A 23,630-nucleotide genomic window follows, 5' to 3' on the forward strand; every position below is an offset into this window, starting at 1 on the left:
AATCTGGCGGAGGCGGTGAGATTCGAACTCACGAACGGTTGCCCGTTGCCGGTTTTCAAGACCGGTGCAATCGACCACTCTGCCACACCTCCGGGAGCGGCGGAGTATATCACCCCGCCCTCACCTGTCATCCCCGCTCGAACAGCGCGACCGACTCCACGTGCGAGGTCTGCGGGAACATGTTGGCGATGCCCGCGCCGCGCAGCACGTAGCCTTTGTCATGCACCAGCACCGCGGCATCGCGTGCGAGCGTCGCGGGATTGCACGACACATAGACGATGCGCCGCGGCATCTGCTGCGCGCTCAACGCCTTCACCACGGCAATCGCGCCTTCGCGCGGCGGGTCGATCAGCAGCTTGTCGAGCCGGCCGAGCGCTGCCAGGCTGTCCTCGGTCGCCTCGAAGAGATTCGCCGCGTAGAACTCCGTGCGCTCCGCCAGCCCATTGCGCCGCGCATTCTTCAGCGCCCGTGCGACCAGCGCATCGCTGCCCTCGACGCCGATCACGTGCGCCCCGCGCCGCGCAATCGGCAGGCTGAAGTTGCCCAGGCCGCAGAACAGGTCCGCGATGCGCTCGCCCGGGAGCGGGTCGAGCAGCTGCATGGAACGGCGGATCAGCAACCGGTTGATATCGACGTTCACCTGCGTGAAGTCGGTCGGCAGGAAATCCAGCGTCACGTCGAATTCGGGCAGGGAGTACGCAAGCCCCGGCGCCTTCTTCGGATGCAGCGGCCTGGCCGTCACCGGGCTGCCCGGTTGTTGCCACACCTGCACGCCATGCGCATCGGCGAATGCGGCGAGGCGCGCGATGTCCTGCGGCGTGAACGGCAGCAGGTTGCGGAACACCAATACCGTCGTCCCCTCGCTCACGGCGATCTCGATCTGCGGCAACCGGTCGGGAATCGACAACGCAGCGACCAGCTCGTGCAAGGCCGGCAGCAGCGCCGACACGTGCGCTGGCAGGACCGCACACGTCTGCATGTCCGCGATGTAGCTGCTGCGCCGCTCGTGGAAACCGATCAACACGCCGCCTTTGGACGGCACCATGCGCACGCCGACGCGGGCGCGGTAGCGATACCCCCAGGCGGGCCCGTGAATCGCCGGATACACGACTGCCGGCGTGACCTTGGCGATGTGCCACAGCGCGTCCTCGAGCACGCGCTGCTTCGCGGCCGCCTGCGCGACGGCATCGAAATGCTGCATCGAGCAGCCGCCGCACACGCCGTAATGCGGGCAACGCGGCACCACGCGCTGGCCGCTGGGCTTGAGCACGCGTTCGAGTTCGGCCAGATCGTAGCTCGGACGCTGGCGCACCACCTTGTATTCGACCGTCTCGCCGGGCAGTGCGCCATCGACGAACACCGCCTTGCCTTCGACGCGGGTGAATCCGCGCCCTTCATGGTCCAGTGATTCGATGACCGCAACAGGCATGCAACTTCCGCCCCAAAGAGCGCAATTCTACCGACTCGCAGAACGCTTTACGCGCCGGACCTATAATTGCCTCGACCATTCGGCAGGAAACGCAAAGCCCTGCCCTTCCCCCGACACTCATACGGGTCCGATCATGGATGCCCCACACGAACAATCCTTCGACAGCTACGGCGGATATCGTGCAGCCCTCTTCGATGCCCTGGAGCATGCGCAACAGACGGTGATCCTTTTCGACCCCGATCTGCGCGAATGCGGTCTGGAAATCCGGGCGGGTATCGAACACCTGGAGCGCCTGTGCTCCCGGGTCACCCGCCGCGACGCGCTGCGGATCCTTCTGCACTCCACGACCTGGATCGAGAAGGAATGTCCGCGCCTCACCCGCCTGCTCGGCCACTATGCGCACAGTGCCAGCGTCCGCACCACCAACACCTCCGCGCGGACCTGGAGTCAGCCATTCCTCATCGCCGACAACAGCCGCCTCGTTACGCGGTTCCATCAGGATCTTCCGCGGGGGAAGGCCATCACCGGCGGATCAGATGCACAAGCCCATCTCGCCACGCAGTTCGAAGCATCCTGGGTAACCGCGGAAACCAGCACCGTCGGCACACCACTTGGCATTTGAATTATCGTTTTTCCTTATTGCGTTGCACAAAGAAACTATTGGCACGCCAGCATCACATGCTAGAATTCTCCGAGGTTCGCCAGTCGGGTATGCATTCCGGCCCGGCCGGTTGTAACTGGTCATCCACCTAGCCCCGAAAGAAGGATATCGAACATGAAACAGTCGCTCCTCGTTGCTTCCCTGCTCGCCCTCGCCGTTGCCGCCTGCGGCAAGCCGGCCGAAGCACCGAAGGCCGAAGCCCCCGCCGCTGCTCCGGCAGCTCCCGCTGCCGCCGCTCCGGCCGCCCCGGCTCAGGAAGCTGCCGCTCCGGCCGCTGCTGCCGCTCCGGCTCAGGAAGCCGCTCCGGCTGCAGCCCCCGCCGAAGCTCCGAAGGACGGCGCCCAGAAGTAATCTCGCTGGATCAGCGAAGCAAAAAAAGCCGGCTCTCGAGCCGGCTTTTTTGTTGCCTCGCGATTCATCAAGTACTCGGACACAGCGGGCCGCCGTGCCCGAGTACTCACCGCCGCTTGCGAACGCGATAGGCTCGCACGCGGCGCGCTGATTCCATTCAGCGCAACTGTTCCTGTAACAGCCCCAGGATCTTGCGCGCAGTCTCGGACGCATCCTCGCCACCCTCGCGGGTCATGACGCTGACGATCGACTTTTCGCCCTCGCCCCGCACGCGCAGGCGGTATTCGCCCCCCTTCTGCACAACCTGCTCGTTGCTGCGCCAGAATGCGAGCTTGGAGAGGATGCCCTCGGATTTCTTCGTCTTCACGTCGGCATCGGGGTCGACATAGCGGACGAAGTACATCCCCTTCGAACGATCGCGGTCTTCGACCGTAAACCCGATCCGGTCGAGCGCGAGGCCCACGCGGCGCCATCCGCGATCGAAGGAGTCGTCCAGGACCAGCGACACGTTGCTGCCCGTCGCTCCCTTGAGGAAGGCACGCTCGGCCGCCGGAGTCGCCGTCATGACCGCCGCTGCGCGCTCTTCCGCCGCGCCCAGCTTGATCATCAGACGGCGCAGCATTTCGGCCTCGAGTTCCGGATCGGCCGGCCGCGGCTGCCAGACGGTGGTGTCCTTGGCCTCGTTCGGATAGATCTCCATCATGCCGCGATGGCTGACGTAGATCTCCACGGTGTTCGGATCCTTGCCCGCCTCGAGGCGCGTGCGGAACTTGTCGCGCACCGGCGTCGAGAACACACCGTCCAGCACCTTGCCCAGCGCCGAGCGGATGAAGTCCTGCGGAATCTTCGCGCGGTCCTCGGCCCAGTCGGTCTCCATCACGCCCACTTCCGGGCGCTCGACGTTGAGGACGAAACCGGTCTCGAGCCAGAAATCCTTGACCTTCGGCCACAGAACCTCGGGCGAACCCTGCACCACGAGCCAGCGCTGGCTGCCCGCCCGCTCCACATGCATGCTCTGCACGGCGGGCAGCACCTGCGCCTGGCCCGCGACGGGCTGGGGCTGGGCGCGGTCGTTGGCGTAGGCCGAGTACGTAGCCACGCCCTTCGGCGAAACATCCGGCACCACATAGCGGTCGTCGCGCGTAGGCGCCGTGAGGTCCGGCGGAATTTCGAGCGTCGGCAGCTGCTTGGCGCTCTTGTAGTCGATTTTCTTGGATTCGAGGAGGGAGCCGGAACAACCCGACAAGCCGATGGCCGTGCCGCACAGCAAGGCCGCAGTACGCAAGGTACGATTCATGAGTTTCGGTAATTCCAGGAAAGAATCAGATGTTCACGCCAGCACGACGCATCGCGGCCCGCACCCGCTCATGCACGCCTTCGGACAGCGGCGTGAGCGGCAGGCGGATACCGGACTTGATCAGGCCCATCTGCTCGACCGCCCACTTCACCGGAATCGGATTGGCCTCGCAGAACAGGTCGCGATGCAGGCCGACCAGACGCGCATTGATCTCGCGCGCCTTGATCGCGTCGCCCGCGATCGCAGCGGCGCACATCTCGTGCATCGCACGCGGTGCGACGTTGGCCGTCACCGAGATCGCGCCATGCCCGCCCAGCAGCAGGAAGGCCATGCCGGTCATGTCGTCGCCAGTGTACAGCGCAAAGTCCTTCGGCGCGCGCTCGATCAGGTCGCAGGCCCGGTCGATGCTGCCGGTCGCGTCCTTGACGCCGACGATGTTGGGAATCTGCGCCAGGCACAGCGTCGTGTCGTTGGACAGGTCGGCCACTGTGCGCCCCGGCACGTTGTACAGGATCAGCGGCAGTTCGACCGCCTCGGCGATCGAGCGGTAGTGACGGTACAAGCCTTCCTGCGTGGGCTTGTTGTAATACGGCACCACCGACAGATGCGCCACCGCACCCGCTTTCTGCGCAAAGCGCGCGAGTTCGATGGCCTCGGCCGTCGAGTTGGCGCCGGTGCCGGCGATCACCGGGACGCGTCCGGCCGCGTGTTCGACCGCGACGCGGATCAGTTCGCAGTGCTCCTCGACGTTCACTGTGGGCGACTCGCCAGTCGTCCCGACGATGACGATGCCGTCGGTGCCCTCGGCAACATGGAAGTCGATCAAGGCGCGCAAGCGCGGGATGTCCAGGCTGCCATCTTCGTTCATCGGGGTGACGATGGCGACAATCGATCCGGTAATCATGGAAGCGGCCGAAAATTAAAAGAACCGATTCTACCTGATCGACGCCGGACGGCCAGTGGCTTGCTCGCGAGACTGCCGGCACAACCTGGCGCACGTGCGCACGCGCCGATACGGGCGTGAGCCCACGCCGCCGTCACAGGTCGGCAAGCGCCTTGATGTGCGCAACGACCGAGCGCGCGAGCGACGACAGCGAATAGCCGCCCTCGAGGATGGACACGATGTGCTTGTGCCCGCACTCCTCCGCCACCGCCTTGACCTGCTGGGTCACCCACACGTAGTCGGACTCCACCAGCCCGATCGAGCCCATGTCGTCCTCGTAGTGCGCATCGAAGCCCGCCGAAATGAAGATCATCTGCGGCTTGTGCTCGCGCAGCGCCGGCATCCAGCGCTCGGTCACGATGGTACGGAAGGCGTCGCCGCGCGTCCCGGCCGGCACCGGCACATTGACCATGTTGGGCGCCGTACAGTCCGCTCCGCTGTAAGGATAGAACGGATGCTGGAAGATGCTCACCATGAGCACCCGCGGGTCATCGCGGAACGCGTCTTCCGTCCCGTTGCCATGATGAACGTCGAAGTCGACGATCGCGACGCGCTCCAGTCCGTGAGCCTCGATCGCATGGCGGGCGGCAATGGCCACGTTGTTCAGGAAGCAGAACCCCATCGCCTTGCCGCGTTCGGCATGATGCCCCGGGGGCCGCACGGCACAGAAGGCGTTCTCGATCTCGCCCTTGAGCACGAGATCGGTCGCGAGCACCCCCGCGCCCGCAGAGCGCAGCGCCGCCTTCATCGTTCCCGGACTCATCGCGGTATCGGGATCCAGGTGGCGGATGCCGTGCTCGGGCACGGCGGCGTTCAGCTCCTCGAGGTAGCTGGCCGGATGCACCCGCACCACCTGCTCCTCGGTGGCCAGCGGCGCATCGTAGAACGACAGGTAGAGATCAAGGCCCGCGGCGATCAGCCGGTCGTTGATGGCCGCAAGTCGGTCCGAGCACTCCGGATGGAAAGTCCCCATGTCGTGCAGCCAGCAATCGCGGTGCGTGATGAACGCAGTCGTCGTCATACCCCCCCTCTCTCACGTGCGGTCGAACTTTCCCGCATCCCTGACTTCAAATCGGTGCACACGCTTCGGGCGCAGCCTGTTGGTCTTTAATCTATTATCACCGCTTCCCGGTGAATTTCACAGTACGTCCGCGCCATGCCCCATCGTTACGCAATTCGCGTTCTTGAAGCCGCCAACTGCATCATTCTCGGCAAGGAGCACGAACTGCGGCTCGCCCTGACCTGCCTCATCGCGCGTGGCCACCTGCTGATCGAAGACGTTCCGGGAGTCGGCAAGACCACGCTTGCCCATGTCATCGCCCGCCTTGTCGGGCTCCACTTCCAGCGCATCCAGTTCACGAGCGACCTCCTGCCGGCCGATATCATCGGCGTGTCGATCTTCGATCGCGAGGCAGGCAGCTTCCGCTTCCATCCCGGCCCGATCTTCAGCCAACTCATCCTCGCCGACGAGATCAACCGCGCGACGCCCAAGACCCAGAGCGCACTGCTCGAGGCGATGGAGGAGCGCCAGGTCACCGCGGACAGCGAGACCCACGCGCTGCCGGAGCCGTTCTTCGTCATCGCGACGCAGAATCCCTCGCACCAGATCGGCACCTTCCCGCTACCGGAAAGCCAACTCGACCGCTTCCTGTTACGGCTCCGCCTCGGCTACCCCGACCGCAGCGCGGAACGGGCCCTGCTGATGGGCGAGGACCGCCGTGAACTCCTCGAGCGGCAGCATCCCGTGATCCAGCCGGAAGAGCTGCTGGCCATGCAGCAGGCAGCGCAGGCGATCACGATCTCCGCACGCCTGGTCGATTACGTCCAGGCCCTGCTCGCCAGCACCCGGCAGAATCCGGAGCTCTCGGGCGGACTCAGCCCACGTGCAGGCCTGGGCCTGATCGCCGCCGCGCGCGCCTGGGCACTCACCGAAGGGCGCGATCACGTCCTCCCGGAGGATATCCAGACCGTCTTCCCGCATGTCGCCGCCCACCGCCTGCACTCCGCCGGCGACGGACGCAGCGTCACACCCGAGGTGCTCGGCCAGCTCATCCGCGACGTAGCTGTTGTCTGATGCTCGCACGCCCCGACGCCCGGCGTCGCCCCTTCCTCGCCGTGCGTCGCCCCCTCGTCGCACGGAGCCTCTCGTCCGTCGTACCGCGGCTTCTCGCACTGCGCGAGCCCCTCGATCGCTGGCTGTTCCGCGTCGGACGGCCTGACCCTGCGCCGATCGTGCTCGGGCATCGGCGCATCTTCGTGCTGCCGACGCCTGCCGGCCTGGCCTTCGCAGGCGCCCTCCTGATCATGCTGTTCGCATCGATCAACTACAACCTGAGCCTCGGCTACGCGCTTGTCTTCCTGCTCGGAGGCGTCGCGGTGGCAAGCATCGTGCACGCATTCCGCAACCTGCTCCACCTCTCGATCACACCTGGCCGGGCGGACCCGGTTTTCGCCGGCGAGCGCGCCAGTTTCCACCTCGTCGTGAGCAACCAGCGGCGGGCGCGGCGCCCATCCCTGCATCTCAAGGCACGCGGCGCACTGGCACCGTTCGCGATTGCCGCCGAGGACAGTGCCGATGTCCTGCTCCCGCTGCCGACCACGCGGCGCGGCTGGATGCCGCTCGGCCGCGTGCACATCGAAACGACGTATCCGCTGGGTCTGATCCGCGCCTGGAGCGTGCTCGCACCCGATCAGCGCTGCCTCGTCTACCCCGCGCCCGAGCGCCTGCCACCGCCCTTGCCGGAGTCTGGCGCGCACTCCCTCGGCCAGCGCAGCGGTGCCGGCGGCGACGACGATTTCGCCGGACTGCGCCCGCATCAGGCGGCGGATTCGCCGCGCCATGTTGCATGGAAAATCCTTGCCCGCGGCGGCCCCATGCTCACCAAGCAATTCAGCGGACTGGACGGCGGCGAGGTTCATCTCGACTGGGCCGCCCTGCCGCCCCCCCTCGGCACGGAAGCGCGCCTGTCGCGCCTCGCGGCGTGGGTCGTGATCGCGGAGCAGCGCGGACTCGCTTTCTCTCTTGCCCTGCCCGGCGCAAGCGTCGCCGTCGGCCGCGGGCCTGGCCATTGCGCCAACTGCCTGCTGCGACTCGCCCTTTTCGGAACGGGAGAGGCTGCCGATGCGTGAAGCGCGCACGCCGACGCCGCTGCAATTCGGATGGCTTCTCGCCGCCGTGGCCGCGACGGTCGCACCGCACGCGATCGAGTTCTCCGCCTGGCTGGTCATCCTGTGCGCCAGCCTCATTGCCGTGCGTGCCGCCCTGGCGTGGCGACGCGGACAGCCCCCGCATCAACTCCTGATCGTGCTGATCGGCATCGCATCGGGAGCCGGCGTCAGACTCGAATTCGGACATTTCTTCGGCAAGGATCCGGGCGTCGCGCTGCTGGCGGTGCTGCTGTGCCTGAAGCTGCTCGAATCGCGCACCACGCGCGACGTCCGCGCTGCGGTCCTGCTCGCACTCTTCCTGCAGGTCGGCCTGTTTTTTTCCAACCAGACGCCGGGCATCGCGGCCCTCGCACTTGCCGGCACCCTCCTCGCGACCACGACCCTGCTCAGCCTCGAGGACGATGGAGTTCTTCCGGCCGCGCAGCTGCGAACGGGTGCCGTGCTCCTCGCCCAGGGACTGCCCTTCATGCTGGTGCTGTTCGTGCTGTTCCCGCGCATCCAGGGGCCGCTGTGGGGCCTGCCGGCGGACGCGTACAGCGGCATGACCGGGCTATCCGACTCGATGGCGCCCGGATCGATCAGCCAACTCGGCCTGTCCGACGCGATCGCCTTCCGCGCCGAGTTCGACGGCCCCCCGCCTCCGCCCGCACAACGGTACTGGCGTGGCCCGGTGCTCACCCGCTACGACGGAAGGACCTGGCGACCCGGCCTCAGCGTGTCCACGACCACCCCCGGTTACGAGCCGTCGGGACTCGCCTACAGCTACCGTCTCACGCTGGAGCCGCACAATCAGCCGTGGCTCCTCGCGCTCGATTTCCCAGCTGCGAATATCCCCAATGCGCGCTATACCAGCGACTACCGGCTGCTTGCCGAGCAACCCGTGCGCGTTCGCTCACGCTTCGACCTGCGTTCGTATCCAGCGACGGCCATCGGCATCACCGAAACTCCGGCCGCACTCGCCGAAGCACGGCGTCTGCCGGCGAACGTCAACCCGCGCAGCCGCGCACTTGCACGGGAGATTGCCGCCGGCGCCCCGGATCACGACACCATCCTCGCCCGCACCCTCGAACGCCTGCGCGGCATCGGCCTGACCTACACACTCAGTCCCCCCATGCTGGGCACCCACGCGGTGGACGAGTTCCTGTTCGACACCCGGCAGGGATTCTGCGAGCACTTCGCCTCCGCCTTCGTGTTCCTGATGCGCGCGGCAGGCGTGCCGGCGCGCGTGGTCACGGGCTATCAGGGCGGCGAAATCAATCCTGTCGACCACAGCCTGGTCGTGCGCCAGTCCGACGCCCATGCGTGGGCAGAAGTCTGGCTCGCCGGGCGCGGATGGATCCGCGTCGACCCCACGGCCCTGTCCGCCCCCGCCCGGATCGAATCCGGCCTCAGTGCCGCCCTGCCCGAATGGGACCCCCTCCCGCTGCTCCGGCGCCCCGGCCTGGACTGGCTGCGGGACCTGCGCCACCACTGGGAGGCCCTATCCAATACGTGGAACCAGTGGGTTCTTGGATACAATCCCGAGCGGCAACGCGAACTGCTGGAACGGATCGGCTTCTCCCAACCCGACTGGCGCACCCTGACCATCCTCCTCGGGGCGTCCGCGACAGCCCTGATGATGCTGCTTTTCGCCTGGGCTCTTGCGCGGCGCCGTCGGTACGATCCGCTCGACACCGCGTGGGCGCAGCTTTCCCGCAAACTCGCCCGTCGCGGCGCTGCGCGGCACCCGTGGGAAGGCCCGCTCGATTACGGCGAGCGACTGTCGACAGCCTTCCCCGACCATGCGCAGGCCCTGCGCACGATCACCGAGGGTTACGCCAGGCTGCGCTACGGGGGAGACCAGGTCGCCCCGCACAGCGTTCGCGAACTCGCCCGATCCATCCGGAGATTGAACCTCAAATGAAACGCACCCTCGTCGCCGCGGTCCTCTGTCTCGGACTGTTTTCCCAACCCGGCCTCGCCGACGGCTCCTACGCACAACGCCCCGAAGTCATCAGCTTCGCGACCACCATGCAGGAAAAGTACGGTTTCAATCGCGACGAAGTGCTTGCCGCCCTCGGACAGGCCCACCACGAACCGCGCGTCATCGAACTGATCCGCCCGCCCGCCACGACCGGCGTCCGCTCATGGCAGCGCTACCGCGCGCGCTTCCTTGACGGCAAGCGCATCGACGGCGGCGTCGCCTTCTGGCAGGCCCACGCGGCGGCGCTGCAGAAAGCGACCGAACAATATGGCGTACCGCCCGAAATCATCGTCGCCATCATCGGCGTGGAGACCTTCTACGGCCGCGACACCGGCAATTTCGAGATCGTCTCGGCCCTCGCCACCCTGGCATTCGATTACCCGCCGCGTGCGTCGCTCTTCCTCGGCGAACTCGAACAGATCTTCCTCCTCGCCCGCGAACAGGGCCGCGACCCGCTTTCCTACTACGGCTCCTACGCGGGCGCGATCGGCTACCCCCAGTTCCTGCCCAGCAGCATCCGCAGCTATGCCGTGGATTTCGACGGCAACGGCCGTATCGATTTCGACGAACCCGACGACGCCATCGGCAGCGTGGCAAACTACCTGGCCCGGCACGGGTGGGTACGCGGCGAGGCAGTGGCGATTCCCGCCCTGCTGTCGCCCGAAACGAACGCGCAAGCGCTCGTCGACGCCGGCATCGAGCCCGTCCTGACGCCCGGGCAGATCACCGCTGCGGGAATCGTCGCCGCCAGCAGCAATCCCCCGACCGCGCCCGCCACCCTCGTCGACCTCGCGACGCCGGGCGCGCCGACCGAATACTGGCTTGGCTATCGCAACTTCTACGCGATCACGCGCTACAACAAGAGCAGCTTCTACGCGATGGCGGTGTTCCAACTGGCCCGCGCGCTGCGCGATCAGTACGCAAGCGTCACCGGCAACGCCCCATAGGCCGGCAGAACCATCAGAGGAGCTCGTCGCGGGAAATTCCGCGGCGCTTGACGGTGCGCCGCAACTGGCTCAAAGCCTCGAGCTGGATCTGGCGGACCCGCTCGCGCGTGAGCGACAGGCGCGCCGCCAGTTCTTCCAGCGTCATCACCTCGCATTCGTCCAGTCCGTAGCGGTGGCGGATGACGAGTCGCTGCTTTTCATTGAGCATGCCGATCCATTCGCGGATCAGCTCCTCGACCTCGGCATCCTGGATCGACAAGTCCGGAGAAGTCGCCTGGTCGTCCGCGAGCGACTCCCCGATCGACAGGCTCGGGTCGATCTCCAGCGGCGCATCGAGCGAGGCGGTATGCTCGCTCAAGGCCAGGATCGCGCGCACCTCCTCGACGGACTTGTCCAGCCTCGCGGCGATCTGCTCCAGCGTGAACTCGCCGTTCCCGGCCGCCTCGAGGCTGCGCTGGGCCCTCAGGACCTGATTGAGTTCCTTCACGACGTGGACCGGCAACCGGATCGTGCGCGACTGGTTCATGATCGCACGCTCGATATTCTGGCGTATCCACCACGTCGCATAGGTCGAGAAGCGGAAACCGCGCTCCGGATCGAATTTTTCCAGCGCGTGCATCAAGCCGAGATTGCCCTCCTCGACCAGATCCAGCAAGGGAATGCCGCGGTTCAGATAGTGCTTGGCAATATTGACGACCAGCCGCAGATTGCGCTCGATCATCGTCTGCCGGGCCGCGAAATCCCCCGCCCTGACCCGCCGCGCCAGTGCGCCCTCCTCTTCTGCGGTCAGCAGCGGGTTGGCGCCGATTTCGTTGAGGTAGATCTGGGTAACGTCGCTGAGGAACTCGTTCTCGAAAGCCGGAGCCGCACGTTCGACGAACACCTCCACCTCGAGAGGCAGATCCGGCTCCTGACTTTCAACATCGTCATGACTTGCCGGATCGTACATAGCCTCCTCGTCAGCGTGCAGGCAAATACTTCAACGGATCGACCGGGCGGCCCTGCTTGCGGATCTCGAAATGCACTTTGGGGCGATCCGCATCGGTGCTGCCCAGCTCGGCAATTTTCTGGCCCTTCGAGACGGAATCGCCTTCCTTCACCAGCAGCTGCTGGTTATGCGCATAGGCTGTCAGGTAATTCGCGTCGTGCTTGATGATGACCAGTTTTCCGTAGCCACGCAAGCCACTGCCGGAATACACGACTTTCCCGCCCGCCGACGCGATGACAGGATCCCCGAGCTTGCCGGCAATATCGACACCTTTGTTCGTGCCTTCGTCGAAAGTGCCGATCACCTGGCCGGACGCCGGCCACAACCACGCCGTGTTGCCGGGCGCCTTGTCCGGCTCCGGAGCCGTTGCCGGTGCAGGCGGCGCAACCGAAGAACCGGGCGCCGTGGCGCGCGGACTCAGCAATGCCCAAGCCTCGTCGCTGTAAGGCTGTTTGCCACCTCGCGGTTCCTGCTTGAGCCCGCCCGCCGCGGCCGGAGCGCCCTCGCCTGAAGGCTTGACCGGCTGGATGTCCACCGGCTGGGTCGTCGCAATCGGCTGCACCACGGTACCGTTCGTCGCGGCAGGGGTCGATCCGGGACCCACCCTGAGCGTCTGGCCGACGTGGATCTGGTTCGGGTCCGTGAGGCCGTTCCATGCGACCAGATCCTTTGTCGTCACCCCATACTGCCGCGCAATGCCCAGCAGGGTATCTCCGGGACGAACGGTGTGGGAAGGTGCCTCGGCCTTCGACGCGGGCACACTTGCCGCCGGCTCCGCGGCCGGCGGCGGAGTAACGTCACGAACAGGCGCGGGCCGCGGCGTGGCGGCGCATCCGGACAGCACAGCGACGAGACTACCAAGCGCCAGCCAGCGGCACACATGACCAAGCTTCACTGAATCACTCATTCCGTACCAGTCAACAATGGGACGAATCGCACAGCGTCGAGGCGACTCTCCCGAAAAACATTCCCCTGCCGCTCGATCATCACGAGCCGCTGATCCGCGCCGCCCAGCGGGAGCATCAGTCGTCCGCCGGGAGCAAGTTGCTCCTTGAGGGACACCGGCACACTCGCAGCGGCAGCCGCGACTATAATCGTGTCATACGGAGCAGCCTCGGGCAAACCCATTGTGCCGTCCGCACATTTCAGCCGAACGTTCGGCAGGCGCAGCGGCCTCAGATTCTCGCGTGCCACATCCAGCAGCGATCGGATCCTTTCGACCGCATACACCTCCGAAGCGACGAACGACAGCACCGCCGCCTGATAGCCACAGCCTGCTCCGACCTCCAGCGTGCGGCCGAGTTCGCGGCCTGTGCGCAAGGTCTCGATCATTTTCGCGACCACGAAGGGTTGCGAAATCGTCTGCTGGTAGCCGATCGGCAAGGCGGTGTCGTCGTAGGCGCTGTACGCCAATCCCTCTTCGACAAAGGTATGGCGCGGCACCTGCATCATCGCCGCGAGGACGCGCTCGTCTCTGATCCCCTGGCCGCGCAAACGTTCCACCATGCGCGCACGCGCACGCGTGGCCGCCTGCCCGGGGTCGGCTCTGCGCAAGCTCATCGCGCCAGCCACTCGGAAACACCCGCCATCAGGTTGTAATGCGTCAGATCGATCTGGAGGGGCGTGATCGAGACGAAACCTTCGGCAACTGCGTGAAAGTCCGTCCCTTCGCCCGCATCCGCGGCCTGGCCGGCAGCCCCGACCCAGTACACGGTCTCATTGCGTGGCGTCACGCTACGAACGACCGCTTCGGCCTTGTGGCGCTTGCCCAAGCGCGTAATCGTGTGTCCGCGCAGTTCCCCGTACGGACGATCGGGGACATTCACATTCAGCAGCACCGGCTGACGTAACGGCTCGCGCATGAAGCGCTCCACCAGATCGCGTGCGACACGGGCCGCAGTGGAAAAATCGCTCGCCTGCTTGCTGACGAGCGAGATCGCGATCGACGGCACCCCCAGGAGATAGCCTTCGGTGGCGGCTGCGACGGTACCGGAATACACCGTGTCGTCGCCCATGTTGGCGCCATGGTTGACCCCCGATACCACCATGTCCGGCAGATGGTCCAGCATGCCCGTCACCGCCAGGTGTACGCAGTCGGTGGGCGTGCCATTGACGAAATAGAATCCGTTCGCCGCACGTCGCAGCGACAGGGGGCGGTCGAGGGTCAGCGAATTGCTGGCACCGCTGCGATCGCGCTCCGGCGCGACGACGGTGACATCCCCCACCTCCGACAGGGCCGCGGCCAACGCGGCAATGCCGGGTGCAAAATAACCGTCGTCGTTACTGACCAGAATACGCATGTTTCTTCCGTTCGGAGGGATACAGACCACGATGCGGAGCCGGATGTATCGCAGAAGCGGCGAAGCATCTTAGCACACCGACGCACCTCGCCCGGACACCTGGCACCGCCCGACGGGGTGCTGAAACGCAAAAACCGGCCAGCGGCCGGTTCTTGTCTGAATTTATTGGTCGGGGCGGCGGGATTCGAACTCGCGACCCCTTGCACCCCATGCAAGTGCGCTACCAGGCTGCGCTACGCCCCGACACAAGCCAATAGTATAGCAGGGTGTATGACTTTTGCCAGTACTGAATCACGCTTTCAGCAATACCAGCGTTGCAACGATCTCCGCGCGCACGGCTGCCAGCGTCTGACGCAGGCGTTCCGATTCCTCGACGACCTCCTGCTCGTGGATCGCCGATTCTCCAAGCTTGTTGCGCGCCCCGGAGATCGTGAAGCCTTCGTCATACAGCAGTTCGCGGATGCGGCGCACCAGCAGCACCTCATGGTGCTGGTAGTAGCGTCGGTTACCGCGTCGCTTGACCGGTTTCAGCTGCGTGAACTCCTGCTCCCAGTACCGCAGTACATGGGGCTTCACGGCGCACAATTCGGCGACTTCGCCGATCGTGAAGTAGCGCTTCGCCGGAATCGGCGGCAGAGACCCGGAAGCCTCGTTATGGCTGCTTGCCTGCATCGCTCAGCTGCTCCACGGCTGCCTTAAGCTTCTGACTGGCATGAAAGGTGACGACGCGGCGCGCGGTGATCGGAATCTCCTCACCCGTCTTCGGATTGCGTCCCGGCCGCTGCGGCTTGTCGCGCAACTGGAAATTACCGAATCCGGAGAGCTTCACGGATTCGCCTTTCTCCAGCGCGAGCCGGATCTCCTCGAAAAAGCCTTCCACCATGTCCTTGGCTTCACGCTTGTTGAGGCCGACACGCTCGAACAGCAGATCGGCCAGCTCTGCTTTGGTCAGGGTCACGTTCATTTCTGGGGCTATCCACGCAAGCGGGCGCCGAGCACCGTTTCGGCATGCTGCACAATCGCCGTGACCGCGGCATCCACCTCCGCGTCCTCAAGCGTGCGTTGAGTATCTTGCATCAACACCCTGAACGCAAGGCTCTTTTTGCCCTGTTCGATGCCCTTGCCATGATACACATCGAAGAGCTCGACCCCCTTCACGATGTCAGGCGCCGACTCGCCGAGCACCTCGATCACGCGCGCCACCGGCAGGGCCTGCTCGACCACGAGCGCGAGGTCGCGAGTGACTGCAGGCTGGCGCGAGATTTCTTCGTAGACCGGCAGTTGCGCTTGCAGCACCGCATCCATGTCGAGTTCGAACACGACCGGAGCCGCCCCCAGGTCGTAACGCTGCACCCAGACCGGATGCAGTTCGCCGACGACGCCGATGCGCCGGCCCTCGAGCAGCACGGCGGCGGCGCGCCCCGGATGCAGGGCGGGATCGGACACGGGTTCGAATCTCAGGGCGCGCGGCGCAAACAGGGCCTCGACATCCGCCTTGACGTCGTAGAAGTCGACATTGCGTGTCGGCGCGCCCCACTGCTCGGGCAGCGCGGCGCCGCCGGCGAGCCCGGCAACGCGCATCGGCTGATGGAAACCGGCGACAGGTTCGCCGTCTGCCTTGCGCTCGAAGCAGCGGCCGATCTCGAAGACACGCACGCGTGCCTGCTGGCGCTTGCGATTGGCGACGAGGTTGCCGGTGAGGCCCGGGATCAGGCTGCTGCGCATCACGCTCATCTGGCTGGCGATCGGGTTCGCGAGCCGGATCGGCGTCTCGTTGGCGCAGAAATCGCGCTCCCACGCCTCTTCGACGAAAGCGTAGTTGACCACTTCCTGGTAGTCCCGCCCCGCCAGCAGGTGACGCACGTCCCACGCACTACGCCCGGATTCGGAACGATCCAGCATCGCGAGGCCACCCTGCGGCGGCAGCGCCGGGATGTTGTCGTAGCCGTAGAGGCGCGCGATCTCCTCGATCAGATCCTCCTCGATCTCGATATCGAAGCGGAAGGACGGAGGCACGACGAGCAGGTTTTCGCCATCCTTACGCACGTCGAGGTGCACGCCAGCGAGCAGCTTCACGATCGCGGCATCGTCAAGGTCGATACCGAGCAGGCGGCGCGCGCGCGCCGGACGCAGGCGGACCGCCTTGCGCGCCGGCAGGTGCTCGTTCGACACGGCCTCGACCACCGGACCGGCAGCACCACCGCAGATTTCGAGGATCAACTGAGTGGCGCGCTGGATCGCACCGCTCGCAAGTTCGAAATCCACGCCACGCTCGAAGCGGTGCGAGGCATCGGACACGAATCCGTAGCTGCGCGCACGCCCGGCGATCGCATCGGGCGCGAAGAAGGCGCTCTCGAGGAACACGTCGGTGGTGTCGAGCGTGATGCCGCTGTCCTCTCCGCCCATGATCCCGGCCAGCGCCAGCGCACGCGTCTCGTCGGCGATCAGCAGGGTGTCGGACGACGGAGTGACGGTCTGCTCGTTGAGCAGCAGCACCTGCTCGCCCTCGGACGGAAAGCGCACGTGGATCGCGCCCGACAGGCGCGCGTTATCGAACGCGTGCAGGGGCTGGCCGAGCTCGAGCATGACATAGTTGGTGACGTCGACCAGCGCACTGATCGAACGCACGCCGCAGCGCTGCAGGCGCTGCTTCATCCAGTCGGGCGTCGGCGCCTTCGCATCGACGCCGCGCAGGATGCGGCCGAGGTAACGCGGGCAGGCGGCCGGCGCGTCAAGCACGATCGCACGACGGTCGTCGATCGTCGGCGCGACGGCCACGACGTCGGGCACTGCAAGCGGCTGGGCGGTCAGCGCCGCGACTTCGCGGGCGACGCCGACGAGGCTCAGGCAATCCGAACGGTTGGGCGTCAGCTTGATCGTGAAGAGCGTGTCGTCGAGCCCGAGATAGTCGCGCACGCTCGTGCCGATCGGCGCACCGGGCGGAAGTTCGAGCAGACCGCCATGATCCTCCGACAGTCTCAGCTCGCGGGCCGAGCACAGCATGCCGAACGACTCGACGCCGCGCAGCTTGGCCGCCTTGATGTCGAAACCGGGCAGCTTCGCGCCGACGACGGCGCAGGGCACCTTCATGCCGACCGCGGCATTGGGCGCGCCGCAGACGATCTGCAGCAACTCACCCTGCCCCGCGTCGACCTTGCACAGCTTCAGCTTGTCGGCGTTCGGGTGCTTTTCCGCTGCGACGATCTGCGCGACGACCACGCCGGTGAAAGGCGGCGCGACCGGAGCGGATTCTTCGACCTCGAGGCCGGCCATCGTCAGCAGATGTCCGAGCGCCTCGCTGTCGAGCGGAGGATTGACGAGGCTCCGCAGCCACTGTTCCGAGAATTGCATGATTCGATTACCTGAATTGGCTCAAGAAGCGCAGATCGCCTTCGAAGAACAGGCGCAGATCGTTGACCCCGTAGCGCAGCATCGTGAGGCGGTCGGGCCCCATGCCGAAGGCAAAGCCGGTATAACGCTCCGGGTCGATGCCGCCGAAACGCAGCACGTTCGGATGCACCATGCCGCAGCCGGCGATCTCGAGCCAGCGCCCCTTGAGCGTGCCGCTCATGAAGGCGACGTCGATCTCGGCGCTCGGCTCGGTGAACGGGAAAAAGGACGGACGGAAACGCACCTGCAGGTCCTCGGTCTCGAAGAACTTGCGCAGGAAGTCGGCGATGACGCCCTTGAGGTCCGCAAAGCTCACGTTCTCGCCAACCCAAAGGCCCTCGACCTGATGGAACATCGGCGAGTGCGTGGCGTCAGAATCGACCCGATAGACACGGCCCGGCGCGATGATGCGCAGTTCGGGCATGTGCTCGCGCCCGGCATGGCGCCCGGCGTGAGCGAGCATCGCACGGATCTGCACGGGGCTGGTGTGCGTGCGCAACAGCACCTCGTCGTTGCCTTCGAGGTAGAAGGTGTCGTGCATCGAGCGCGCAGGGTGATTCTCGGGTGTGTTGAGCGCGGTGAAGTTGTGCCAGTCGGTCTCGATCTCCGGACCGTCGGCGACGACGAAGCCGATCGAGCGGAACAGGCCCTCGATGCGCTCCAGCGTACGGCTCACCGGATGCAGCCCTCCGATCGAAGCGCCGCGGCCCGGCAGCGTGACGTCAAGCGCTTCTGCGGCAAGCTGGGCGAGCAGGGCCGCTTCGCGCAGGGCATTGCGACGGGCTTCGAGCGCCGCCTCGATCGCATCCTTGGCGCGGTTGATCTCGGCGCCGGCCGCGCGACGCTCCTCCGGCGCGAGCTTGCCGAGCCCCTTGAGCTGCTCGGTGAGTACGCCCGTCTTGCCGAGAAAGCGCGCCTTGGCCTGTTCGAGCTGCACGCCGTCCGCCGCCGCGGCGAACTCGGCCGTGGCCTGTTGAACGAGTTGATCGAGCTTATCCATTTGCTTGCCGTCGAAAATTCAGGAAAAAAAAAGGAGGCCAGGCCTCCTTTTTTCGTGCTGCGTCGGATTACGCAGCGAGTTTGGCCCGGGCTTGGTCGGCGAGCGCCGCAAAAGCGGGCTTGTCGAACACGGCCAAGTCGGCCAGCACCTTGCGATCGACTTCGATTGCGGCCTTCTTCAGGCCGTTCATGAAGGTGCTGTAGGTCAGGCCCACTTCACGCGCGGCGGCGTTGATACGGGCGATCCACAGGGCACGGAACTGGCGCTTGCGCTGGCGACGGTCACGATAGGCGTACTGACCGGCCTTCATCACCGCCTGTTTGGCGATGCGGTATACGTTCTTGCGGCGGCCGCGGTAACCCTTGGCCTGATCGAGAACCTTCTTGTGACGTGCGCGGGCGGTTACACCACGTTTAACTCGGGGCATAGTGGACTCCTATCAAGCGTAAGGCAGCATGGCGCGGATCAGCTTCTCGTCGGCGGCGTGGACTTCCGTCATGCCGCGCAGCTGGCGCTTGCTCTTGGTGGTTTTCTTGGTAAGGATGTGGCGCTTGAACGCCTGGGACCGCTTGATCCCACCACTAGCGCGGACCTTGAACCGCTTGGCGGCTCCGCTCTTGGTCTTCATCTTCGGCATTGCTAACTCCAAGTTTATGAATGACGCCAGGTAGCGTCGCCATGCGGCGCGTTTTCAACCCGGCACCACTTGTTTTCCGACGGCCAATGTCCGCCGGGGTTTGCCTCCCGCCCAAGGGCGCAAGGCAGATTCATCACCACGCTCAGCGGTTCTTGCGAACCGGCGCGATCACCATCACCATCTGACGCCCTTCCATCTTGGGCATCTGCTCGACCTGACCCAGTTCCTCCAGGTCGGCCTTGACCCGCTCGAGCTGACGCAGACCGAATTCCTGGTGCGCCATCTCCCGACCACGGAAACGCAGCGTCACCTTGCACTTGTCACCTTCCTCAAGGAAGCGCCTGAGGTTGCGCAGCTTGATCTGGTAGTCATTCTCGTCAGTCGCGGGACGCAGCTTGACTTCCTTGATCTGCACCTGCTTCTGCTTGAGCTTGGCTTCGTGGGCCTTCTTCTGCTCCTGATACTTGAACTTGCCGAAATCCATCACCCGGCAGACCGGGGGCTGCGCCATCGGCGCGATTTCGACAAGATCCAGCCCGGCTTCTTCCGCCGCCTCGAGGGCTGCTCTCAGGGACACAATACCGATCGGTTCGCCATCTTCACCGAGCAGACGAACTTCGGGCGCGCTGATCTCCTCATTGACGCGCTGCTTTTTTTCTTGAGCGATGGTTCAGTTCTCCACGAATGCCAAAAAATCAGATCGAGGCCGACCGCGCTTCAACTTCGCGCTGCCAACGCTCGATCAGGGTATCGAGGGTCATCTGGCCAAGATCCTGGCCCCCTCGGGCGCGCACGGCAACGAGCCCCGCCGCCTTTTCCTTCTCGCCGATAACGATCTGGTAGGGCAGCTTGTGTACGCTATGTTCTCGGATTTTATAGGTAATCTTTTCGTTACGCAAATCCGCCTCGACCCGGAAACCCGCCAGCTTCAAGCGTTTCGTGACTTCCGTCGCATACTCCGACTGTCCTTCCGAGATGTTCAGCACGACCGCCTGGACCGGCGCGAGCCACAGCGGCAGCGCGCCGGCGAAGTGCTCGATGAGGATGCCGATGAAGCGCTCGAGCGACCCAAGGATCGCGCGGTGCAGCATCACGGGGTACTTCTTCGTATTGTCCTCAGCCACGTATTCCGCGCCCAGGCGCACCGGCAGGTTGAAATCAAGCTGCAGCGTTCCGCACTGCCATACACGGTTGAGGCAGTCCTTGAGCGAGAACTCGATCTTGGGGCCATAGAAGGCCCCTTCGCCCGGCTGCAGGTCGTACGCGAGCCCCTGCGCGTCGAGCGCCGCGGCGAGCGCCGCTTCGGCGGCATCCCACTGCTCGTCGGTGCCGACGCGCTTGTCGGGGCGCGTGGAGAGCTTGATCAGGATCTCCGTGAAGCCGAAGTCAGCATACACCCTCTGCAGCAGCTCGATGAAGGCGGCCGCCTCGGTCTGCACCTGATCGTCGGCGCAGAAGATGTGCGCGTCGTCCTGCACGAAGTTGCGCACGCGCATGATGCCGTGCAGCGAGCCGGAGGGCTCGTTGCGGTGGCAGGAGCCGAACTCCGCCATGCGCAGCGGCAGGTCGCGGTAGCTCTTCAGCCCCTGGTTGAAGATCTGGATGTGGCACGGGCAGTTCATCGGCTTGACGGCATAGTCGTGCTTCTCCGACTGCGTCGTGAACATGAGGTCGGAGTACATGCCCCAGTGGCCGGACTTTTCCCACAGCGAGCGATCGACAATCTGCGGCGTCTTCACTTCCTGGTAGCCGTTTTCGAGGATCGTGCGGCGCATGTACTGCTCGACCTGCTGCCACAGCGTCCAGCCCTTCGAGTGCCAGAAGACCATGCCCGGCGCCTCTTCCTGCAGATGGAAGAGATCGAGCAGGCGGCCGAGCTTGCGATGGTCGCGCTTCTCGGCCTCCTCGAGCATGTGCAGATAGCTCTCGAGGTCTTCCTTTTTCGCCCAGGCAGTGCCGTAGACGCGCTGCAGCATCTCGTTCTTCGAGTCACCGCGCCAGTAGGCACCGGCGAGCTTGGTCAGCTTGAAGACCTTGAGCTTGCCGGTCGAGGGCACGTGTGGGCCGCGACACAGGTCGATGAAGTCGCCCTGGCGGTAGAGCGAGACATCCTCGCCCTGCGGGATCGAGGCGATGATCTCGGCCTTGTAGTGTTCGCCCAGCCCCGTGAAGAACTCGACCGCCTTGTCGCGCGGCCACACTTCGCGCGCGACGGGGATCTCGCGCTTGGCGAGTTCGGCCATGCGCTTCTCGATCTGCTCGAGGTCCTCCGGCGTAAAGGGGCGCTTGTACGCGAAGTCGTAGTAGAAGCCGTTCTCGATGACCGGCCCGATGGTGACCTGGGCGTCCGGGAACAGCTCCTTCACGGCATGCGCGAGAAGGTGTGCCGTCGAGTGGCGGATGATATCCACGCCCTCTGCGCTCTTGTCCGTGACGATCGCGAGCGACGCGTCACCTTCGATGCGATGCGAGAGGTCGACGAGCTTGCCATCGACCTTGCCCGCCAGTGACGCCTTGGCGAGACCGGCGCCGATCGACGCGGCGACGTCGAGCACGGTCACCGGATGGTCGAAGCTGCGTACGGAACCGTCGGGGAGCGTGATATTCGGCATGATCTCTAGGCCTCGGACAAGGTTTGCGAAAAACGTGGACGAAAAAAAAGTGCGGACGGGCCGCACTTTTTTCCTGGAGCGCTACAGCGGAGCCCGACTTTTCAGTTTCCGGCTTCAGTAGTAGTTCGGAAGTTCATCTTCCTGCTCCATACGTTGGTAGGCGCGATTGGACTCGAACCAACGACCCCCACCATGTCAAGGTGGTGCTCTAACCAGCTGAGCTACGCGCCTGCTAAGAGCTGCGCATTATAGGCAACGCATACGAGGCGCGCAACATTTTTATTAAACTTTTCGGGATTCATCCGCCGGACTCGTCTCACGCCGTCCGGGAGTGGGGCGAATCAGTGGCTCGTGCCTTCCTCGTGCGTGATCTTGTTCCAGACGTTGTACTTGCCTACAGGTTTCTTCATCGGCAGGCGCTTGACCTCCTCGAGCGTCTTCGCGTCATAGACGATGAGGGCGCCGTCCATTTCCCACAGGCTGGCGAGCGCATAACGGCCATCGCGCGTGAATTCCACGTGCGCGAGGGTCTGGCCGGGCGCGGCCTTGAGTTCCTTGACGATCTCCAGCGTCTGCTTGTCGATGACCTGCAGGGTGTTCTTCGCCTCGCGGCTCATCATCGAATCGACGAAGGCGTAGCGGCTGTTCTCGTGGCTGCGCAGGAAGAAACCCGGGCCGCGCGTAGGGATGCGCTTGACGACATTCCAGTCCTTGAGATCGATGACGGTGACTTCGGCCGCCTTGAGGTTGGTGCTCGCCATGACGCGCCGCCCCTGCCAGTCCCATGAGATGCCGGAACCCAGATGCGGCATGCCGTCGAGCGCGAGGTCGGCAATCTTGCGGCGCACGTCGAGATTGACGACTTGGCCCACCCCCTCGCGCGAGGCGCCGAGGACCGTGGAATAGTCCTGCGTGAAGAAGAAATCGTCGAGGGGTGCGGTCAGTTCCGTGCGGCGCGGATTGAGGTAACCCGACACGAAGGCGCCTTCGCGGTACTTGTAGTCGTGCACGTAGCCGACCGGGATTTCCGGGGCGGCGGGATCGAAGCTGATCTCCCACACTTCGGGGACGTCCTTGAGCGCAGCAACGAAGGATTTGCGCGGGGAGGCGGTGTACACCGCGGAGACGCGCGAGCTGGTCTTGCCCTCGCGGTCCGTAACGGGGATGGATTTCAGCAGGTTGAGGTCGCCGTCGAGCAGCACCAGCGTGTGCGGCAGGTAGTTGGCGACGGCGACGTGGCCGCCGTCCGGCGAGACCGCGACGTTGCGCGTGTTGATGCCGGCGCGGATCTCGGTCACGACCTTGAGGTTCCACAGGTCGTATTTGGTGATCCAGCCGTCGCGCGAGGCGAAGAAGACATAGCGGCCGTCCGCGGTGAACTTGGGCCCGCCGTGCAGTGCATGGCGGCTCTGGAAACGATGGATGCGCTCGAGCTTGTCGCCGTCGAGCACCGATACGTGGTGATCGCCCGTCTCGACGACGAGGAAGAGGTTCATCGGGTCCGCGTCGAACACGGGCTTCGCCGGCAGCGATGCGGGATCGACATGGGCGATGCGCGAGGCGCGGATGTCGGCCTCGCTCCAACTCGGCGCGGGCACGACCGGCGTGTAGATCCACGTGACGAGCGCCGCGATCTGGTCCGGTCCGATGAGCGCGCCAAAAGGGGCCATCTGCGTCGCCGTGCGGCCGTCGCGGATGACCGTGGCCGCCTCCTCCTTGCGCAGGCGCGCAAGGCTTTCAGGCAACAGTGCCGGGCCGGTCGCACCGAGCCGGTCGGGGCCATGGCAGGCCGCGCAGTGTTGCTGATAGAGCGCCGCGGGGCCGTCCGCCCCCTTCGAGTCGGCGGCGTGAAAGGCAAGGGCTGCGCCGATGAGGAACGCAGACAGGACGAGGATGCGTCGTGCGGGCGACGGCAGGATGCGGGTGGTGTTCATGGGATCCCCG

The 23,630-nt window shown here is 65.3% G+C and carries 23 protein-coding genes and 3 tRNA genes; 6 read left to right on the top strand and 20 right to left on the bottom strand.

All coding sequences use genetic code 11. From position 1 onward, the window contains the following. Window positions 1-4 precede the first annotated feature (4 nt). Both CDA09_RS17380 and rlmD read right to left on the bottom strand, forming a co-directional pair. Window positions 5-92 (bottom strand) — tRNA-Ser (locus tag CDA09_RS17380). A 35-nt stretch (window positions 93-127) separates the two neighbouring features. Next, window positions 128-1,429 carry a 23S rRNA (uracil(1939)-C(5))-methyltransferase RlmD gene (rlmD, locus tag CDA09_RS17385; RefSeq protein WP_121429801.1) on the bottom strand — a complete coding sequence of 434 codons (1,302 nt, stop codon included), beginning with the start codon at window positions 1,427-1,429 and terminating at the stop codon, window positions 128-130. Window positions 1,430-1,562: 133 nt separating this feature from the next. On the opposite strand from rlmD, the gene CDA09_RS17390 reads away from it, so the two are divergent. Continuing rightward, the gene (locus tag CDA09_RS17390) at window positions 1,563-2,051 is read left to right on the top strand and encodes a DUF7931 domain-containing protein (RefSeq protein ID WP_121429802.1); all 489 of its coding nucleotides are present in this window, start codon (window positions 1,563-1,565) and stop codon (window positions 2,049-2,051) included. 153 nt (window positions 2,052-2,204) lie between these two features. Next, complete coding sequence (locus CDA09_RS17395) at window positions 2,205-2,441, top strand: hypothetical protein (protein ID WP_121429803.1); 237 nt, start codon at window positions 2,205-2,207, stop codon at window positions 2,439-2,441. Between the two features lie 157 nt (window positions 2,442-2,598). Here the strand turns inward: CDA09_RS17395 and bamC are convergent, their stop codons facing one another. From bamC to CDA09_RS17410, 3 genes are all read right to left on the bottom strand, one after another. After that, window positions 2,599-3,738: an NlpB/DapX family lipoprotein gene (gene bamC / locus CDA09_RS17400; RefSeq protein ID WP_121429804.1), complete on the bottom strand. Its 1,140-nt coding sequence runs from the start codon at window positions 3,736-3,738 to the stop codon at window positions 2,599-2,601. 25 nt (window positions 3,739-3,763) lie between these two features. Next, window positions 3,764-4,642: a 4-hydroxy-tetrahydrodipicolinate synthase gene (gene dapA / locus CDA09_RS17405; protein ID WP_121429805.1), complete on the bottom strand. Its 879-nt coding sequence runs from the start codon at window positions 4,640-4,642 to the stop codon at window positions 3,764-3,766. 133 nt (window positions 4,643-4,775) lie between these two features. Further along, entirely contained in the window at window positions 4,776-5,702 is a 927-nt protein-coding gene (locus CDA09_RS17410) for a histone deacetylase family protein (RefSeq protein WP_121429806.1), read from the bottom strand. Between the two features lie 135 nt (window positions 5,703-5,837). Between CDA09_RS17410 and CDA09_RS17415 the strand changes: the two genes are divergently transcribed. The 4 genes from CDA09_RS17415 to mltB are packed head-to-tail and all read left to right on the top strand — an operon-like array spanning window position 5,838 to window position 10,759. Next, on the top strand, window positions 5,838-6,755 hold the full coding sequence (locus tag CDA09_RS17415; protein WP_121429807.1) for an AAA family ATPase: 918 nt from the start codon (window positions 5,838-5,840) through the stop codon (window positions 6,753-6,755). After that, window positions 6,755-7,810 carry a DUF58 domain-containing protein gene (locus tag CDA09_RS17420; protein ID WP_121429808.1) on the top strand — a complete coding sequence of 352 codons (1,056 nt, stop codon included), beginning with the start codon at window positions 6,755-6,757 and terminating at the stop codon, window positions 7,808-7,810. Before CDA09_RS17415 ends, CDA09_RS17420 begins: the two co-directional genes overlap by 1 nt. Beyond that, window positions 7,803-9,752: a transglutaminase TgpA family protein gene (locus tag CDA09_RS17425; RefSeq protein ID WP_121429809.1), complete on the top strand. Its 1,950-nt coding sequence runs from the start codon at window positions 7,803-7,805 to the stop codon at window positions 9,750-9,752. Before CDA09_RS17420 ends, CDA09_RS17425 begins: the two co-directional genes overlap by 8 nt. Continuing rightward, on the top strand, window positions 9,749-10,759 hold the full coding sequence (gene mltB / locus CDA09_RS17430; protein ID WP_121429810.1) for a lytic murein transglycosylase B: 1,011 nt from the start codon (window positions 9,749-9,751) through the stop codon (window positions 10,757-10,759). Before CDA09_RS17425 ends, mltB begins: the two co-directional genes overlap by 4 nt. Before the next feature lie 13 nt (window positions 10,760-10,772). On the opposite strand, the gene rpoS is transcribed toward mltB, so the two are convergent. From rpoS to CDA09_RS17505, 15 genes are all read right to left on the bottom strand, one after another. Beyond that, complete coding sequence (gene rpoS / locus CDA09_RS17435; protein WP_121429811.1) at window positions 10,773-11,708, bottom strand: RNA polymerase sigma factor RpoS; 936 nt, start codon at window positions 11,706-11,708, stop codon at window positions 10,773-10,775. 10 nt (window positions 11,709-11,718) lie between these two features. After that, a complete protein-coding gene (locus CDA09_RS17440) occupies window positions 11,719-12,654 on the bottom strand; it encodes a peptidoglycan DD-metalloendopeptidase family protein (protein ID WP_121429812.1) in 936 nt (311 codons plus the stop codon). Continuing rightward, window positions 12,651-13,307, bottom strand: coding sequence for a protein-L-isoaspartate(D-aspartate) O-methyltransferase (locus CDA09_RS17445; RefSeq protein WP_121429813.1), 657 nt, complete (start codon window positions 13,305-13,307; stop codon window positions 12,651-12,653). The genes CDA09_RS17440 and CDA09_RS17445 overlap by 4 nt, the downstream gene beginning before the upstream one ends. Then, entirely contained in the window at window positions 13,304-14,047 is a 744-nt protein-coding gene (gene surE / locus CDA09_RS17450) for a 5'/3'-nucleotidase SurE (protein WP_121429814.1), read from the bottom strand. The genes CDA09_RS17445 and surE overlap by 4 nt, the downstream gene beginning before the upstream one ends. A gap of 166 nt (window positions 14,048-14,213) precedes the next feature. Beyond that, a tRNA-Pro gene (locus tag CDA09_RS17455) sits at window positions 14,214-14,290 on the bottom strand. Window positions 14,291-14,338: 48 nt separating this feature from the next. Beyond that, a complete protein-coding gene (locus CDA09_RS17460; RefSeq protein ID WP_121429815.1) occupies window positions 14,339-14,719 on the bottom strand; it encodes a MerR family transcriptional regulator in 381 nt (126 codons plus the stop codon). Beyond that, window positions 14,700-15,011 carry an integration host factor subunit alpha gene (locus CDA09_RS17465; protein ID WP_018988922.1) on the bottom strand — a complete coding sequence of 104 codons (312 nt, stop codon included), beginning with the start codon at window positions 15,009-15,011 and terminating at the stop codon, window positions 14,700-14,702. Before CDA09_RS17465 ends, CDA09_RS17460 begins: the two co-directional genes overlap by 20 nt. 8 nt (window positions 15,012-15,019) lie before the next feature. Continuing rightward, window positions 15,020-17,398 carry a phenylalanine--tRNA ligase subunit beta gene (pheT, locus tag CDA09_RS17470; protein ID WP_121429816.1) on the bottom strand — a complete coding sequence of 793 codons (2,379 nt, stop codon included), beginning with the start codon at window positions 17,396-17,398 and terminating at the stop codon, window positions 15,020-15,022. 7 nt (window positions 17,399-17,405) lie between these two features. Further along, window positions 17,406-18,437: a phenylalanine--tRNA ligase subunit alpha gene (pheS, locus tag CDA09_RS17475; protein ID WP_121429817.1), complete on the bottom strand. Its 1,032-nt coding sequence runs from the start codon at window positions 18,435-18,437 to the stop codon at window positions 17,406-17,408. Window positions 18,438-18,504: 67 nt separating this feature from the next. Further along, entirely contained in the window at window positions 18,505-18,864 is a 360-nt protein-coding gene (gene rplT / locus CDA09_RS17480) for a 50S ribosomal protein L20 (RefSeq protein WP_018988925.1), read from the bottom strand. A gap of 12 nt (window positions 18,865-18,876) precedes the next feature. Further along, window positions 18,877-19,074, bottom strand: a complete 198-nt coding sequence (gene rpmI, locus CDA09_RS17485; RefSeq protein WP_015437124.1) for a 50S ribosomal protein L35 — start codon at window positions 19,072-19,074, stop codon at window positions 18,877-18,879. Between the two features lie 142 nt (window positions 19,075-19,216). Then, on the bottom strand, window positions 19,217-19,741 hold the full coding sequence (gene infC / locus CDA09_RS17490) for a translation initiation factor IF-3 (protein WP_121429818.1): 525 nt from the start codon (window positions 19,739-19,741) through the stop codon (window positions 19,217-19,219). A 28-nt stretch (window positions 19,742-19,769) separates the two neighbouring features. Continuing rightward, on the bottom strand, window positions 19,770-21,686 hold the full coding sequence (gene thrS, locus CDA09_RS17495) for a threonine--tRNA ligase (RefSeq protein ID WP_121429819.1): 1,917 nt from the start codon (window positions 21,684-21,686) through the stop codon (window positions 19,770-19,772). A gap of 154 nt (window positions 21,687-21,840) precedes the next feature. After that, window positions 21,841-21,917, bottom strand: a tRNA-Val gene (locus CDA09_RS17500). 110 nt (window positions 21,918-22,027) lie between these two features. After that, on the bottom strand, window positions 22,028-23,620 hold the full coding sequence (locus CDA09_RS17505; RefSeq protein WP_121429820.1) for a cytochrome D1 domain-containing protein: 1,593 nt from the start codon (window positions 23,618-23,620) through the stop codon (window positions 22,028-22,030). Window positions 23,621-23,630 lie beyond the last annotated feature (10 nt).

Source organism: Azoarcus sp. DN11 (genome assembly GCF_003628555.1).
Lineage (GTDB): Bacteria > Pseudomonadota > Gammaproteobacteria > Burkholderiales > Rhodocyclaceae > Aromatoleum.